The 17,161-nt window shown below is 47.9% G+C and carries 11 protein-coding genes and 3 tRNA genes; 6 read left to right on the plus strand and 8 right to left on the minus strand.

The genetic code is table 11. The features are described 5' to 3' along the window. Window positions 1–263: 263 nt before the first annotated feature. Genes FXO21_RS21010 through FXO21_RS21025 form a run of 4 tightly spaced genes read right to left on the minus strand, consistent with a single transcriptional unit; the run spans window position 264 to window position 3,415 of the window. Window positions 264–686: an STAS domain-containing protein gene (locus FXO21_RS21010; protein ID WP_149641920.1), complete on the minus strand. Its 423-nt coding sequence runs from the start codon at window positions 684–686 to the stop codon at window positions 264–266. Window positions 687–742: 56 nt separating this feature from the next. Continuing rightward, window positions 743–1,675 carry a phosphoribosylaminoimidazolesuccinocarboxamide synthase gene (locus tag FXO21_RS21015; RefSeq protein ID WP_149641921.1) on the minus strand — a complete coding sequence of 311 codons (933 nt, stop codon included), beginning with the start codon at window positions 1,673–1,675 and terminating at the stop codon, window positions 743–745. A gap of 16 nt (window positions 1,676–1,691) precedes the next feature. Next, window positions 1,692–2,411 carry a hypothetical protein gene (locus FXO21_RS21020; protein WP_149641922.1) on the minus strand — a complete coding sequence of 240 codons (720 nt, stop codon included), beginning with the start codon at window positions 2,409–2,411 and terminating at the stop codon, window positions 1,692–1,694. Between the two features lie 41 nt (window positions 2,412–2,452). After that, on the minus strand, window positions 2,453–3,415 hold the full coding sequence (locus tag FXO21_RS21025; protein WP_149641923.1) for a vWA domain-containing protein: 963 nt from the start codon (window positions 3,413–3,415) through the stop codon (window positions 2,453–2,455). 130 nt (window positions 3,416–3,545) lie between these two features. Here FXO21_RS21025 and FXO21_RS21030 point away from each other — a divergent pair. The 6 genes from FXO21_RS21030 (at window position 3,546) to FXO21_RS21055 (ending at window position 6,114) form a co-directional block, all read left to right on the plus strand. Further along, window positions 3,546–3,632 (plus strand) — tRNA-Ser (locus FXO21_RS21030). A gap of 59 nt (window positions 3,633–3,691) precedes the next feature. Continuing rightward, window positions 3,692–3,765 (plus strand) — tRNA-Pro (locus FXO21_RS21035). Between the two features lie 149 nt (window positions 3,766–3,914). Then, window positions 3,915–3,988, plus strand: a tRNA-Arg gene (locus tag FXO21_RS21040). Window positions 3,989–4,206: 218 nt separating this feature from the next. Beyond that, a complete protein-coding gene (locus tag FXO21_RS21045; protein WP_225865559.1) occupies window positions 4,207–4,506 on the plus strand; it encodes an ISAon1 family transposase N-terminal region protein in 300 nt (99 codons plus the stop codon). Beyond that, window positions 4,484–5,461 (plus strand): ISAon1 family transposase, encoded by a 978-nt coding sequence (locus FXO21_RS21050; RefSeq protein WP_225865558.1) that lies wholly within the window; start codon window positions 4,484–4,486, stop codon window positions 5,459–5,461. The genes FXO21_RS21045 and FXO21_RS21050 overlap by 23 nt, the downstream gene beginning before the upstream one ends. A gap of 233 nt (window positions 5,462–5,694) precedes the next feature. Continuing rightward, window positions 5,695–6,114, plus strand: a complete 420-nt coding sequence (locus FXO21_RS21055; RefSeq protein ID WP_149641924.1) for a hypothetical protein — start codon at window positions 5,695–5,697, stop codon at window positions 6,112–6,114. 52 nt (window positions 6,115–6,166) lie between these two features. Here the strand turns inward: FXO21_RS21055 and FXO21_RS21060 are convergent, their stop codons facing one another. The 4 genes from FXO21_RS21060 to FXO21_RS21075 form a co-directional block, all read right to left on the minus strand. Then, window positions 6,167–7,723 (minus strand): glycoside hydrolase, encoded by a 1,557-nt coding sequence (locus FXO21_RS21060; protein WP_149641925.1) that lies wholly within the window; start codon window positions 7,721–7,723, stop codon window positions 6,167–6,169. Between the two features lie 69 nt (window positions 7,724–7,792). Continuing rightward, a complete protein-coding gene (locus FXO21_RS21065) occupies window positions 7,793–9,481 on the minus strand; it encodes a RagB/SusD family nutrient uptake outer membrane protein (RefSeq protein WP_149641926.1) in 1,689 nt (562 codons plus the stop codon). Window positions 9,482–9,497: 16 nt separating this feature from the next. After that, window positions 9,498–12,638, minus strand: a complete 3,141-nt coding sequence (locus FXO21_RS21070) for a SusC/RagA family TonB-linked outer membrane protein (protein ID WP_149641927.1) — start codon at window positions 12,636–12,638, stop codon at window positions 9,498–9,500. A gap of 198 nt (window positions 12,639–12,836) precedes the next feature. Next, a complete protein-coding gene (locus FXO21_RS21075; protein ID WP_225865783.1) occupies window positions 12,837–17,114 on the minus strand; it encodes a hybrid sensor histidine kinase/response regulator transcription factor in 4,278 nt (1,425 codons plus the stop codon). Window positions 17,115–17,161 lie beyond the last annotated feature (47 nt).

Raw genomic sequence — 17,161 nt, forward strand, 5'->3', positions numbered from 1 at the left:
AATGGAAATGAAAATCTGCGAATTCGTCGACTTGGAAGATTGCAAAATCCGTCTGGGGAAAATATAAAAGAGGAAGGAATGGGAGGAGGGAGGAAAGGGAGGAAGGAGGAAAAGGGTGGCCCGGGTACGGAGGGAGGAAGGAGAAAAACACAAAGCGCGAAGGTCCCTCTAGGGATGCAAGGGCGTGCGGTGGGAGGAAAGGGAGTAAAAAAGCCACTCCTGATTGCGACTGGAGTGGCTTTCTTATGCTAAAACTGTAAATATCAGGGTTCTTTTGATTCGCTTACGCCTTCGTAGTCCTCGTCGTCGTAATCATCATCGCCTGCGCCGAATTCATTTTCGAGGTTATGCATGAATACTGCATCAATTGCCTCTTCTTTTGTTGGTAAAATGGTCAGATCCGGGATTTTCAGCCCTTCCAGCAAATCAATGAAATCATCATCGCGCGTAACGATCGCGAGCATTCCCAGGTCATTGGCGCACAGCCAGTTCACTTTTTTTAATATGGCAGTTCCAGGTGCATCGATCGACTTGACGGTCTGCATATTCACGATCAGGCTATGGTAACCTTCCTTGAAAAGCCCGCGGGCGGTTTCTTCAAAAGTAGCCGGAACGTCGCCGCCAAATGCAGGTTCTTCCAGTTCGATATATACGTATTGTTCTTTTTTTTCCAGTTTAAAGTTCATCGGTTGTGTTGTTTCGTCAAAACAATAGTTTGAATGAATTTTATGTATCAGTTCAATTACAATGTTCTCTTAATTGCCTCCTCGATGCGTTTCAGTGGATTGTCGAGGTTGTTTTTCTGAAATCGGTTCCCGGTGACTTTTTCGAAAAGCTCAATGTACCGTGCTGAGATCAGTTCCACGCGTTCGTCTGTCATTTCAGGAACACGCTGGCCTTCTTTGCCCTGAAACCCGTTCTGGATCAGCCACTCTCTCACAAATTCCTTGCTAAGCTGCTTCTGGGGCAATCCCGCCGCCTGATTTTCCGCATATACGTCCTGGTAAAAATACCGGGAGGAGTCAGGCGTATGAATTTCGTCGATCAGGTAAATGGTACCGTCCAGCTGCCCGAATTCATATTTGGTATCCACCAGGATCAGCCCCTGATCTGCCGCCATTTCAGTTCCTTTCGCGAATAATGCCAGCGTATAGCGTTCCAGGTGCTCGTAATCATCCTCGCTAACCAGCCCCTGCTCCAAAATTTGCTCTCTTGAAATATCCTCGTCGTGGCCTTCGTGTGCCTTGGTAGTTGGTGTGATGATAGGCTGCGGGAGCTTGTCGTTTTCTTTCAATCCGTCGGGCAGTGAAACACCGCAAACTGATCTTTTGCCTGCACTATATTCCCGCCATGCGTGACCGGCCAGATACCCTCTCACGACCATTTCTACGGGATATGCCTGGCATTTCAGACCAATGCTCACATTCGGGTCCGGCACTTCGAGCAGCCAGTTGGGAACAATGTCGGAAGTCGCGTTTAGGAAATGCGCGGCGATCTGGTTTAAAACCTGGCCTTTATATGGAATTGCCCGCGGAAGGATTACGTCGAACGCAGAAATACGGTCGGTTGCGACCATTACGAGTTTTTTTTCAAAGGAGTAAACATCCCTTACTTTTCCTTTGTAAAACCCTGTTTGTCCGGGAAACTGGAAGTTGGTTCCTGAAATGCTGTTCATCAGTTTATATTAAAAATTACCATTCGATTTCGTCGGCCTTTGGGACCTGTGTGCTATATTGTTTTCTGCGGAGCTGGTAAATATATTGGCTTTCGTTCGATTTCATCGCATCCAAAATCGCCCGCGCCTGGTCCTCAGACATATTCATTTGTTTCAGACTTTTCAACAATTCCTCCTTCTTTGTGTCGCTCGTCAGCTCTCTGCCTGCTGTGTTGGGAAGCGGATCGGCTGGCCGGTCTTGCTCCGCCTGAGCTTGTTGCGACGACTTTTTCTTTTCTGTACGAATATCAGAAGGGCCTTCCTCGCCGGAGAAGTTTTTCTTCAATATGATGTAATTCTGTCTTGCCAGGTTATTGCCGGGTTCCAGTCGAAGTGCGGCCCGGAGGTTGCCCAGCGCTGCCGCAGTATCTTTTTCCGCAACCCGGATCAATGCGATCTGGCTGTTGGCCACTGAGGCAATCGCGTTGTCGTCAATATTGCTGAGCAGGCGGTAATGTTTTAAGGCCTGCTTGTACTTGCGCGTCAGGTAAAGCGAGTGTGCGAGGTTAAGCCGCGCAGCCGGATCCGAGAACAGGGAGCCGTAGGTAATCTGATTATAAAGAACGGCCGAACGTTTGTATTCTTTGTTCTGATATGCCTGTTCAGCGTCGATTTTACGCTGGTTTGCCTTGGTAATCGAATCGAAAGTCCGGTTATCCCAAAGCCAGAGGAGGACATAAAGAATAAGAGCCGTCATATCGATTTTGACATTGGAAGCGCAAAAATAGGAATTGATCTTTACAGTCGGAACGTTCCGATGGTAATTAAAATGTCGAGTAAGATCAGGATCAGCGCCGCGCCCAGGAAGTAATAGTATTTGTTGCTGACCACTGTAATGGTCCGCGAATCAACGAGCGTGCCTTCTGCGAGGCTGATATCGTTTGACAGTTTGCTCATTTCGTTTTTAGCGTTGTTGAGCTCATAGTAAGTGCCTCTGGAGGCGTTAGCCATTGTTTGCAGGAAACTTTCGTCGAGCTGGCTGATGATCAGTTTGTCGTTTTTGTCCATCAGAGGTTTTCCGTCCTGCTGAATGCTGATCCCGACTTTGGTACCTACCGCGACGGCGTAAAAGCCGATCCCGAACCTTCTGATGTTATTATAAAGCGTATTACTGCACCCGGAATTATTCTCGCCGTCGGTAAACAGTACGATCATTTTAGAGCGTCCGGTCGGGTCGGTGGAGTTGACCAGCTTGTTGAATGCAAGCTCGACCGCCGGGCAAACATTGGTTCCGCTGGTTGGCAGCAGGTCGGTTTGCAGGGACTGGATAAAAAGCTCCAAAGCGGCACGGTCGTAAGTAAGCGGCACGTGGATGAATGCATCGTTTGAAAAAATAATGATCCCGATCCTGTTCGCCACTTCGTTCTGGACAAATCTGTTGATTTCAAATTTCACCTTTTCAAGCCGCGAGGGGGTTACATCAGCCGCATCCATCGACTTTGACAGATCGACTACCAGAAAAATATCTTTTCCCTTCGCCTTAATGTCCCGCTCTGCCTCTCCGAAAGATGGGCCGAGCAAACTGATGATAAGTAGCGAGAAAGTAATACTTCTTAAAAACAGCTTGATGATAAGGGTTCGCGCGGTTGTCTGTAACTGCCTTGCGACCCGCACGGTACGGATAATGTAGGCGGTGTAGAGAAAAATAAATAAAAAGACGAAAAAATATTCTGTGGTTCCAAATGGATAATTCCAGTTCATAATGAACGGCTTGGGTAATTTAAACTTTCGCCAAAAATAGGCATTTGCGGCTTCTGATAAAGTTTTTTTACCCGAATGTTTGCTTTTCTGAAACGCAACCCTCTATATTTGCAACCCAGAACGGAAAGAAGGAGGGATGGGTGAGTGGCTGAAACCAGTAGTTTGCTAAACTGCCGTACTCGCAAGGGTACCGCGGGTTCGAATCCCGCTTCCTCTACACTCGATCTGGAAGTTTAAAAAAGAAGACCAAAATCAAATAGATTGAGGTCAGTACCGCGGGGAGTGGCGCAGCCCGGTAGCGCATCTGGTTTGGGACCAGAGGGTCGCAGGTTCGAATCCTGTCTCCCCGACATGAATGAAAAAAGAGAGATAGGTAGCGCATCTGGTTTGAGACCAGAGAGTCGCAGGCGGCGCCCGCTGGCGTTCGAATCCTGTCTCCCCGACAAAAAGGCAGTCAGCCGTATGCAGATACTGCTAGCTGCCTTTTTTCATTGTTTTTGGTCCCGTAGCTCAGTTGGATAGAGCAACTGCCTTCTAAGCAGTAGGTCTTTGGTTCGAATCCAAACGGGATCACTTGAATGTCAAGCACTTAGCATCGGTTTTGCTAGGTGCTTTTTTCGTTATTGTACACATATTAGACACAAGTGCGGGTCAAGGCCAAAACTTGTGGAGAGCATAGGATTTTTCTAGGTTTGTGATTTTTAATCAAATCAATTGTTTTGGAGAGTTTCTTGCCCCTGTTGGAGTATCTATTGCCAGATTTTATCCTGGCTTATTATCAATTAAGCAGAGTGGAGAAATCATCGGATTTGCTCCATGTTTATGTAGAAGAGAAAAATTATTCAGAGTCCGACAGCTCCAAGCAGTTTCTCTTATCGAAAGGCTTCCTGCCAGAAATTACGATCCAGGATTTCCCCATCCGTGATAGACGTGTTTTCCTGCATGTCAAGCGTCGCCGCTGGCTTAATACCCGCACGGGGAAGATAGAACAACGAAATTGGGCAGAGGTTGCCGATGGTACGCGAATGACGAAAGAATTCGCGCTTTTTTTAAAGGAGATTGACGGATTTGTTCCCCCACAGTACCAGTAATATTGCCCGCCTTTATGGGGTTAATGGTAAACGTCTCTCGCGTCAATATCGCACTCATTTAAGTGATTTTCAGAGCTGGAACCAGCGTCCTCATGCCTGTAAATGGCTTTTATATCCTGAAAATCTGGGTTCACATCTTTCTATTGATGAAACGAGCCTCTCTCAGGGTGAACTGTATACTATTCTTACAAACAAAGCAGCCAAGGGCGGTAAAGGAAGTATCGTAGCAATCGTAGCGGGAACAAAGGCCGAAACCGTTATTGAGGTCATTGGCAAAATCCCTGAATCGCAACGTAAAAAAGTTACAGAAATAACTCTGGACATGGCCAGTAGCATGACTATGATCGCCAAGCGTTGTTTCCCGCGGGCAGTGCGCGTCACTGACCGCTTCCATGTACAAAGATTGGCAGTCGAAGCCCTTCAGGAAATCCGCATCAAACACCGATGGGATGCGTTGGACCAGGAAAACGATGCCATTGAGCAGGCAAAGGCTTCTCAGACAGAGTATCAACCAGAAATATTAGCTAACGGTGATACCGTCAAACAACTACTGGCTCGCAGCAGATACGCACTTTACAAAAAGCCCGGTACCTGGACTGATAGCCAACGAGAAAGAGCACAACTTCTCTTCGAACGCTTCCCCGACCTTAAAAAGGCATACGAGCTGGCGCTGGAGCTAAGTAATATCTTCACAAACACATCTGAAAAGATATACGGGTTGACCAGGCTTGCCAAGTGGCACGAAAAGGTCAGACAATCCGGATTTAAAGCATTCAATACAGTAGCCCGCTCGATTGAGAGCCATTACAAGACCATTGTCAATTATTTTGATAACCGCAGCACCAACGCTTCGGCAGAATCATTCAATGCAAAGATCAAAGCGTTCAGAGCTCAGTTCCGAGGCGTTCGAAACGTCGAGTTCTTCCTTTACCGCCTTACTAAGTTATATGCTTAATCCAAGGTGCTCCACAACATTTGGTCTTGATCCCAACCTTCTAAGGCAGTAGGTCTTTGCCTAGTAGCCGGTGCGATTCGAATCCACGCTGTATAAATTGAATATCAGTCACTTATGAGGTAAAACTTATAGGTGCTTTTTTATGCCAAAGCTCCACACTTTTTAGTAGTAAAATTGTAAATTAGTTTTCTTGAAAACATACTATTTTACTCACCTTATCTCTTCACCACCCTATGAAAAATATGCTACGATCGACTTATTCAATGGTATTGTTAGCCATTTGTAGCTTCCTGGCAAGCTGCTCGCTGGAAGATCATGTGTCTCCCGAGCCACTTAGAATTTCCACGGATTCTGTCATGTATAATAATGGGTGGGATTTTGGGGTCACGGCTCATGAAATGGGCGACTTACCCACGACAGAGCACGGAATACTGTACCTGGCGTTTTTTCGCGCATCAAATGATACTGACTACGTTCCCAGAATAGATCATGGTGCCAGAATAAAATTCGATGGCACGCTCACGCCTGGCGCTAACAATTTCAAGTATACCGGTAATGCGTTCGCCGGCCGGTACTTTTTTTTCTACCGCGCCTATGCCATCAAAAGCGATGGGTCGGCGGCGTATGGTGAGATCAGGAATCACACTTTTTAACAGAATCCGTGTTATAGGGAAGGCGGAACAGGACAATTCCGCCTTCCCGAATTTATCTGATCAGATCAACGACAGTCACCACACTCCGTGCCGGCACGGTTACTATTGATGCGCTTTCGATTTTTCCTGCTGGTTGCAGGTCAACAGAGGCGGAGGTAACGTAGGTTTTTCGGCTGCTGGCTTGTTTTCCTGCGACGGTAAGCTCAACCTCCGCAGGTGCGCCGTCGGAGTTAATGATCACGGTTACCAGTTTATTGTCCGCATTTTTACAAGAAGAAATCAGCAGTTTTTCGTTTTCGGAAATACCTGAAACATCGACGCGTATTGCGCCTGGGCGGATGAATTGGCTGTAATTTCCAAGTGCCCAAAGCATTTTCGACGATTCGTAGTTTCCGTCGTTTTTGTTTTTATCAATGTAAACCAGCCCGTCTTTGTAGTCATAAGGTGATATCGCGATCCACCAGTGCCAGGCTGTCGCATTCGCATTTACAAGGTCGTTGTGGATCACTTTGGCAATATACAATGCCGGGCCAATGCCCAGGTCTTTGCCCTCGCCTTTGATCTCACCCTCGTTATCGCCCAAAACACAGTATTCCGACATCCAGTATTGCATTCCCGGCACAGTTTGCAATGCAGCCGAAACCTGCTGCCTTTTAAGTACCGCATTCTTATAAGTGGAAGTTGTAAAATAACTATGGCCCGAAATGACCGGAAGTACATTGGACAGGTTGCCGACGTATTCAGCTGAATTTTTATCAAAAAAAGCCTTAATCTGGCTCCCGCGGCCTTGTTTGTTGCTTTCTGAATAGAGATAATCGATCTGTCCGGCCTCGGCGATATTGATTTTGGTAGTCAGGTTCTTTTCCAGAAGGGCCTTGCTCAGCGACCTCGTAATGCCGGCAATTTCATTGTTGTAAAATGGCGTTCCTTCCTGCCCGCCGTCACTCCAGTCCCACTGCGGCTCGTTAACAGGGCTGATATAGTCAAACAGAATGCCCGTTTTTTTCTCAATTCCGGCAATCACGTCGGACATAAATCCTGCAAACTGATCGAATTTATTGGCCGATAGGTTAGGTTTGCCATTGTCCGCGTAGCCCTTCTTATTATTCGTAAACTGAACCGGCGGACTGTTTGGAAATGCCAGGAAGCTATTGACTCCGCGCGTTTTGGCGGCATTCAGGAACCAAACCTGGCCGGCCTGTTTGTCCCAGTTATAAGTTCCGTCATTGTTTAAAAACGATTCGGCGCGCCGCCACTCATCTTTTATGCCGCTTTGCTCGCCCTGCTCGGCCGTGCCTGCCCCGATATTAAAACGCCACATCGAAAGCCCGATACCTTTCAGCCGTCCGTCGGCCAGGGTATCCCGGCTGAAAAGCAGGTCTGCTATTCCATTCTTTTTTGCATCCGGCCATTTGCCCGCAAACTGCGCAGACCATGCGTCAGAAGCGCCGAAATGCGCTATGGTCTGGTAAGTTTTGGCAGGGTCAATCGTAATTTTTATAGCCGCAGGTATATCCGGCGCATTTTGGCTGGCGGGCTCGTTGCCTGCGCAGGCAGCAAGGGAAGAGAAAATACTTAAGGAGAAAAGTAGCTGACGGTATTTTTGCATCGCTATCAGTTTTGGTTTCAGGTTAAATAAAAAAGCCGCCTTTCCGGATTGAAAAGGCGGCTTGGGAAATCAATATCCCGGATTCTGTTCCAGCTTATTGTTCGAAGCCTGGATCTCTGCCCGCGGGATCGGCAGCCAGTATTGCTTCTCGGCGAACGTTTTGCCGGTCAATGCTTCTTTTTTGGTATAGGTAAATGCGTTTCCACTTTTTCCGATCTCTATACCATATGCGGGCACATTTTCGGTTTTGTCCGCAATTTTCCATCTGCGCACGTCATAGTAGCGGTGCTCTTCAAAAGCGAGCTCAATACGCCTCTCGTTCCTGATCTTTTCACGCATCTGTGCCTGTGTCAGTCCCGCTTTCAAAGCAGGCATCCCCACGCTTGTACGCTGGCGGACAGCATTGACGGCAGCATATACCGACGCATCCGGGCCGACTGCTTCGTTCTGAGCCTCTGCATAGCTCAGCAAAATCTCCGCATATCTGAAATAAATCCACGTCTGCGTTCCGGCAACATCCCAGGGATTATCGATCGGTAGCGCGTCGTTCATGAATTTCTTCAGGTAATAGCCTGTCTTGGATGTATTCCAGTTCGACGGGCCGTCTTTGCTATCCTTTCCGCCCGGTGTAAAAGTTTCGATCACACTGCCGCGGTAAGGCGCACCATTGTACAAAATAGTGGCATAAAACCGTGGGTCCCTGTTTTTATAAGGCTGTGAAGGATCGTAGCTCGTACCGGCCTCCGTAATTTTGGTACCGTCCATCATTTCATAATCGTCGACCAGGTTTTGTACAGGTACATTACCACCCCATGCATTATAGCTGTTCGGTCCGTTGGCAATTTCCAGCGTGACGTGGCGCGCTCCCCGGGCGTAAATGCGACTGAAAATGACCTCGGGATTATCATTGGTTAAAAACAAATTGCTGTAACCGCCTGTGTAAAGCGAGTATTTGTTCAGATCCATGACCACTTTCGCTGCTGCGGCGGCCTGCTGCCAGGTTGCCGAGTTATACAATGGGCTCGCTCCGTAAAGCAACAATCTCGCTTTCAAAGCCAGTGCAGCACCTTTTGTCGCGCGGCCAAGCTTCCAGTTGTTATCGTTAGCGGCCGGAAGCAATGCAGCTGCCTCATCTAGCTGGGCTACTGCATAGTCAATCCCGGCTTTGATTTCAGCGCGGTCGAAAAGTTCGTCGCTGGTCAGGTCGTCGCTGATCTCGTATACTTTATCACCCACCAAAACCACTTTTCCATAATTACGGATCAGGTCGTGGTAGCGGAAGGCACGGATAAATTGCATTTCGCCTCTCAGCCTGCTCTTTTTCCCTTCGCTCATCGGGACTTTATCTACATTCGCCAATGCATAGTTGATCTCGCGGATACTTCTGTAACTTCTTCCCCAGAAAGTACCTGCAATACCCGTATTCTCAGGGGCGATCTGTCCCCGCTGGATCAGCCATGTATTATCATCGTTGTTATAAATGGACTCGTCGGTAAGTGACGACCACATGGCATATTCGAATCCGCGGCCAAAACCCGGGTTGGTACCTTCGGCTTCTTTGTCGGTGAGCCGCGTTCCCATGTAGCGGTTGAGGACGTAGGATTCAAATAGCACTGAATCGGAAAGGATAGAAGCATCTGATACCCGGTCGGTTGGTACCACGTCCAGAAAGTTCTCCTGGCAGCCAGTCAGCACAGCGGTCATCGAGACCAGTATTGCTCCGACTCCCAGTGCAGCTATATTTTTTATTCGTTTCATATTCAATATTTTACAATTAAAACTTAATGTTCAGGCCCAGGTTCAGGATTCTTTGCTGCGGGTAAAACTGTCCGCTCGTCTGGCTTCCTTCGGGATCATAATCTTTCACGCCCGTGATCGTAAACAGGTTGAATGCGCTTGCATAGATCCGCAGCGTAGAGATCTTGATTTTGGATAAAGTCTCTTTCGGCAGCGTATAGCCGATCTCTACATTTTTCAGCCTCATGAACGATGCATTGTTCAGCCAGAAATCGTTTTTGTAAAGACCACCATTGACCGACGAGGAAGCCCTTGTGTCTACCCTTGGGAAAGTACCTTCGGGGTTAGACGGGCTCCACCGGTTGTCGGCCCAGCTGCTGTAAAAGTTACCTACCTGGCCCGACTCCGGCAGTACGTATTGGCTTACCATACCTTGTCCCGCAAATACAACTGACAAGTCGAAAGCTTTATAGCCGCCATTGAAAACCACCCCATAAGTAAGCAGAGGCACATTTCCGTAGTCCGATCTTACCTGGTCGTCGGCAGTGATCTTTCCGTCCTGATTGTAGTCTTCGAGGATCAGGTCACCTAGCTGAGCGCCCTGCAGGTGTGGGTATTTATCAAGATCTGCCTGGCTGCGGAAAATTCCCAGTGAGCGGTAGTACAGGTCACGATACAATGCGCCGCCTGTCTGGCGCTGGTAATCCAGTACGCCCGGCGCTTCGTCGATGAAAACGATTTTGCTTTTTGCGTAAGTAACATTACCCGAGATATTGTACCTGAAATTTCCTGAATGGGTATAGCCCAAAGTGGCTTCAAAACCGTTGCTGTTAACTTTTCCAAGGTTTTCGTCTGGTACCAGCGGCGTATTGTCATCGGTTTTGTGCGGATTGACGATTCCTGATGTATTGGGGATAGATGCGCTTCTGGCAGCAAGGATATCGGATCTTTTCTGGCTGAAATAAATCACTTCGAGGTTGAAGTTTTTCAAGAACACTGCATTCAGACCGATATCCATTTTCTTGGAAGTTTCCCAGGTAATATTCGGGTTCGCGAGTTTGGTCAGGTCAATGCCCGGCGTAATGATATTGTCGCCGGTAACATATTGGTTGATAAAAGAGTAGTTGTTGTAATACTGGAATTGTCCCACGTTATCATTACCCAGAGAACCATAAGACGCGCGCAATTTCAAGTCATCGATAAATCCGACACTGCTTTTGAACCAATCTTCCTCGGAAATCCGGTAACCTGCTGATACAGAAGGGAAGAAGCCATATTGTTTCCCTCGTGGAAATACAGAAGAACCGTCGACACGCGCCTGGATCTCCGCCAGATACTTCTCATTAAAATCATAAGCCAGTCGACCGATGAAGCTTTTTCTGGTGAAGTTGTAGCTCTTTCCGGAATTGTTCCTGTCCGTAGCTGCGGCACCGCCCTGCGAAAGTTCCGGTGTGGAAGCCGTCGGGAAATTGATCCGGGTAGCTCCGAAAGTGATTTCATTCCGCTTGTTCTGTTCGTAGGCAACAAATGCATTCACATTGTGTTTGCCAAAGCTGCGGAGATAAGCCAGACGGATGTTTTGCGTGATATTGGTGATATTTATCTGGCTCTGATTAAGTGAAGCCGCTCCTGCCGAACCACCCGTAACCACGCGGTTATACACGTCATTTACGTTGTCGTAGTTGTAAAGCGTATAGGGAATCGCGAACGTTTTATTGAAGTTGAAGGATTTGTCAACCGAGTAAAAACCATCCACAGACAAACCTTCTACAAATGGCATATTGTAGCTCGCACGCACAATTCCGTTGAACACGGAAGTAGGGTTGTTGGTCGTACCGCCCATATCCGTTCCCAAAACAACCGGATTGCTGTTTTCAACCCCGGTAGAGTAGTACCCGTTCGGATATCTGGCAATAACAGTCGGATAGGCGCGGTAAATGGAGCGGAACGTGTTTTCCGCGGAAGAAACCGGAAACTGGCGGTTTTCCTGACGCCCTGACAGAGAGAGGCTTACTTTGAAGTCTTTGGTTACATTGGCATCGATGTTAGAGCGGAAATTGTACTGCTTGTATTTGGTAGCCCCGTTTTTGTATAAACCATCCTGGTAGATCGTACCCAGCGAAACATAGTACTTCACATGATCGGTGCCACCGTTAATGCCCAGGTTATGCTGATTTTGCGGCGCAAAGTTTTTCAAAGTTTCACGCTGCCAGTTCGTATTAGGGTAGTTGATCGGGTCCGATCCGTTTCTGAATTTCTCGATTTCTTCGGCAGTGTAAAACTGGTTCATACCGCCCGCAGGATTGTTGTAGTAATCGATTTCGTTCAGGATCGTCGCATAAGTAGGTGCGTCGGCTAACCTGGGAAGGCGGGTAGGGGAAGAAAAACCCTGGTTGAAGCTGTAAGAGATCACAGGTTTTCCGGTAGTACCTCTTTTAGTTGTTACCAAAATCACCCCGTTTGCAGCCCGGCTGCCGTAAACTGCCGCGGAAGCATCTTTCAGGATAGAAATGCTCTCAATATCGTTCGGGTCGAGACGTTCCAGACCGCCTACCTGGCCGGGAATACCGTCCACAACGATCAAAACGTCATTGTTACCGGTCGAGGCAAAACCCCGGATCGTGTAGCTCGAACCATCATAACCCGGCTCGCCGCCGCGGTTATTGGCTACAAATCCCGAAAAGCGGCCAGCCAGTGAGTTGGAAAGGTTTGGTTGCGGACTTTTTACAATATCTGCGCCCTTTACCTCTGAAACAGAGCCTGTTAATGTCGCTTTCTTCTGGGTGCCGTAGCCAACAACCACGATCTCTTCGAGCGTTTTGTCGTTGTTGAGCAGCTTTACGTCGATCTGGCTTTTGTTAGCGATCGGAATTTCCTGCGCGACGTAGCCAATGTAGGTATACACGAGGGTTCCGTTTGCGTCGGCCACATCCAGCGAATATTTACCGTCCACATCGGTCGTAGTCCCGGTGGAAGTGCCTTTCAGAATGACGCTGGCGCCGGGTAAAGTCTCTCCGTTTTCCGAAGTGACCGTCCCTTTCACATTGAAGGACTGGCCGAAACTTAGGGATGAGAGTGTCAGAAATAGTAGTGCGAAAATTCCCTTTCCCCATACAGCCGCAACATTTTTTTTGCGCAGCCGGGAGGCAAGAGGCTTTTGATGAAAAGTTTTTTTCATACAGAAATGGTTGGAAATGATAATGATGGGGTACTGAACCAGGTGGGCGATTTTTATAAATCGAACAATCAAAAGTAGGATTATTTGAATGTTTCCGAGGGGGGACATTCTCACATTAAAAAGGGGGTATTCCAGTAAAAAGCGCCCGATCCGAAGAGGATCAGGCGCTTTTATTGCGGAATTGTTAAATCGGGTATTCTAATTGTCCAATTTGTTCTGAAAAATCCCCTTGTCGACCTGGAAATTCTCATGGAACGGGCGACGGAATTTTTTGACATATTCCGAAGGCTTCATCCCGAACAGTTTGTGGAAACTTTCCCTGAAATATTTGATATCGTTAATCCCGACCTGATAAGCAACCTCAGAAATAGTGATATCCGTAGTGATCAAAATCTGCGCCGCCCGGCGGAGGCGTATAAAGCGTATAAAGCTGTTGGTAGATTGTCCCGAGATCGATTTGATCCGGTTGTAAAGCGTGGAGTGGCTCATCCCAATCTCGGCCGCCAGTACCTTGATCGTAAACCCGGGGTCGGTCAGGTGGCTTTCGACAATTTGAATACAGTCTTTCAGGAAATCTTTGTACTCGGGCGAAATTTTAAAATCGTTAGCCTGCAATGTGATCTCATTGTAAAAGTAACGTTGCAGATCATTTCTATTTTTCAAAATCGCAGTCACGCGGGCAACCAGCAATTCCTGGTCGAATGGTTTGCTGATATAATCATCCGCGCCGCCCTCGATACCTTGCAGCCGCACGTGCTGGGAAGTACTTGCAGTGAGCAGGATTACCGGAATGTGGCTCACGGCCGAGTCGGATTTGATTAGCCGGCACATTTCAATTCCACTGATTCCGCTCATCATTACGTCGCAGATGATAATATCGGGAATATGCTTTTTAGCCAATAATATTCCGTCTTCGGCATTCTCTGCCTGTAACAGTTTGAATTTGTCCTGGAAAATCTGGCCGATATATTGCCGGATATTCGAATCATCGTCGACGATCAGCATCGTTTTTTCATCAGAACTGAGTTCGTCTACCACCATCTGTTGCCGGGATTTTGCGATCGGCGACGGGGCAATATAGTTTCCGGAAAGTTCTTCGAGGAATATGGAAGTCCCGTCAGCCCCTGGTTCGGGTTCAAAATCCGGTACCAGCTGGGGGTGGCTTTTGGGCAAATTGATATGGAAGACGGTACCCTGTCCCATAACCGATTGATAGCTAAGCTGCCCGAAATGGCTTTCTATGAAGGTTTTAGTCAGAAACAGTCCGATGCCAAACCCGCCTTTGGAAGCCGAGCGGCCGGACTTAAATTGGTGGAAAACCGTGTAAATCTGATCCGCGGCCTCGGGTGGAATGCCAGGGCCGGAATCTCTGACAAGAATCTCGATCTCCTCATTTTTATCGATCAGCTCTAAACTTACGCTGCCGTGCCTTGGCGTAAATTTCAGCGCATTGGACACCAGGTTAAACAACGCGATTTCGAGCTTTTCGCGGTCGCAGTTCAGGCGGAGATCCTCGTTCTCACAAATAAATTGGTAGGTAATCTCTTTTTCCTCAGCTTGTTGTAAAAAGCATTGAAAAACTTCCAATGCAAGCTCGCGCAGGTTATAGTTTGCCAGTTTCAGCTTGTCCGCTTTCAAATCCGCCTTTCTGAACAGCAGCAACTGGTCGACCAGACTTAACAGCCTTTTGGCATTCCGGTACACAATTTCCAGGTTACCTTCCGACTGTTGCGCCCGGTCTTTTAAAAGCGCTTTTACCGGGTTGATAATCAGCGTCAAAGGTGTCCGGAATTCGTGTGAAACGTTGGTGAAAAATTGCAGTTTCTTTTCATTCAGTTCTTTCTCCTTTTGCGTTTCCACCTGCGCCAGCCGGACCTCGTATTTGAGCTGGGCCTGCCGCAATTTGTAAAGCTGATACGAATAAATAAGTGCCCCGATCACCGCCAGATACAGCAAGTATGCCCACCAGGTTTGGTACCAGGGAGGCAGAATACGGATTTCCAGGTTTGCCTCATTGTCAAACCAGATCCCGTCCTGGTTTGCCGCTTTTACTTTAAAATGATAGGTACCAGCCGGTAAATAACGGTAAGTGGCTGACCGCTCATTTTCGACGTAGTTCCAGTGCTCGTCAAGGCCTTCCAGTTTGTAAGCAAAGCGATTACTTTCCGGGTAGGAATAATTCAGCGAAGTATACTGGATCGAAAAAACGGATTGCTTGGGTTGTAAAACGATCTTTCTCTGATCGGATAAACCACGTGACAGGATCGTTTTTCCGTCGGTTTCTTCGCCGACTTCTACATTTCTGCCAAATATTTGGAGCCCCGTGATCATCACTTTCGGCCGGTATACAGACGGTTTAATCGCTTTTGGGTAAAACAAATTCCAGCCCTCAGTCCCCCCAAAACACATGATACCGGATTTGGGATCGAATAATGCAGCGTTCGGATTGAACTGACCTGCCTGCAAACCATTACTTTGGTCGTAATTTTCAACACTGTTCCTGGTCAGGTCGATACTGGAAATGCCTTCATTTGTACTGAGCCAGATCTTTTCCGGATTTTCGGCCAGTATCGCATTAATAACCTGATTTGGCAACCCGTTTTTTTCGTTGAAGTGCTTCGTTGTTTTTCTGACAATGTCGTACATCAGCAGTCCATTTCCTTCCGAACCAATCCAAAGCCGCTGTTTCGCGTCGAATAGCAAAGAAAAAATAATGTGGTTGGAGAGATAATCGGGCCGCCTGGGATCATTGAAGAATGACTTAAATTCCTGCGTTGTCACATTCAGGTAATTCAAACCGCCGCCGTAAGTGCCGATCCAGAGGTTGCCGCTTTTATCCTCCGCTATTGCGCGCACATCATTCGAGTTGATGCTGCTATTGGAAGGAATAAAACTTCTGAAAGCCCCCTTTTTTTTGTCAAAGAGCGACAAGCCGCCGCCATTTGTCCCTATCCAGATATTCCTTTTCGAATCCTCAAATATGACCCGCACATCATTTCGCCCCAGACTTTGCGGGTCGTTTGGCCGGTTTGAGAAGTTTTTAAAAGAGTCGGTTTCGGGATTATAGAGGAACAATCCTTTCGAATAGGAGCCAAACCAAAGATTGTTGTCCCTGTCGCAAAGAGCAGAAATGATCGCCCCATCGGTCAGGCTGCCCGGTTTTCCGTCGACTGCGTAGTGCCGGATCGGCTCGCCGGTGTTTTTGGTTTTATAAATCCCATCGCCGTCGGTACCGAGCCAGAGATCACCATTTTTATCCACGCACATTCCGTAATAACGCAGGTAGCCTTCCGCACGGTAATCCTTGATCTTTTTCTCAAAATTCCTGAATTTCTCACCAATACTGCTGATCAGGTAAACCCCTTCGCCATAGGTTCCCAGCCAGGTATTCGCATCCCTGTCTACATGAATTGCCTGAACCGACCGCTGCGTGATACCCTCGTTCTGGGAGTTTGTAACTTTTTTAAATGTCAGCTCGTTCGGGCTAACTCGCTTTAAGTCAGACAAGTCAAGGCTGTATAGGCCGCCATCCTGTACGCCGATCAATAGTTTTTGCTGCCGGTTTTCCTGAATGGAAAGATAGGTGTCACTTTGCCGGAGGTTAGGAATGCGCAGGTTGTAAAATTTCGCTTCATCCCGTTTGTACAGGATCAATCCGCTGGCAGACGCGATCCACACGTTTTGCAGGTGATCTTCGTAAATCTGGTTGATCCTCGTTTTAGGAATATTGTTAAGACTGAGTTTTGCTGCGGTCAGCCGGGCTGCGGTCAGCCGGGCTGTGGTCAGCCGGGCTGCGGTCAGCCGGCGGTTTTTGTCAACCTGAAAAACCTCAATGCCAGATTCCCTTGTGCCCAGCCATAGCAAACCGTGCGAATCTTCGAATGCATTTAAAATGGAATTTGTACCGAGAGCGGGTAATGTACTTTGGTTATAATAGGTGAAAAGCCGGGTTTTCTTATTGAATAATGCTATACCTGCGCCGTTTAGCGAAAGCCAGAGATTCCCGTCCCGGGCCTGCGCAATATCACTTACGTCGCTCGGCAAACTGTTTTTTGCAGGTCGGGGTGCGTGGCGGCGGAATGCTTCTTTTTCCGGCAGATATTCATTGATCCCACTGCGAGAAGTAGTCCAGATACCGCCGTCCCGGTCGCGGAAAACGGATTTGATATAATTTCCTGAAATGCTCTGCGGATCGTCGGGATCATGTTTGAAGACTTTAAATGAAGTGCCGTCGAACCGGTTCAATCCGTCGCCCGTGCCGAACCAGATCAGGCCGGTGGTGTCCTGGACAATACTGTTAACGATCCCGAAAGAAAGACCTTCTTTCAGCGAATAGCGGAGAACGCGGCCGGATTCAGCGGCACGGGCGGAAAACAGGAAGGAGGCAAGGATCAACAGCCCCGCCCCGATTAAGAAACCCCTTATCCCCCGCAAACCAAGCCTTTCGCACATCATCTCTACGTTTTCTGATAACAACGAAAATTAGGTGATTTAAAACAACAAAAGCCCAGATTTCTCTGAGC

Source organism: Dyadobacter sp. UC 10 (assembly GCF_008369915.1).
Lineage (GTDB): Bacteria > Bacteroidota > Bacteroidia > Cytophagales > Spirosomataceae > Dyadobacter.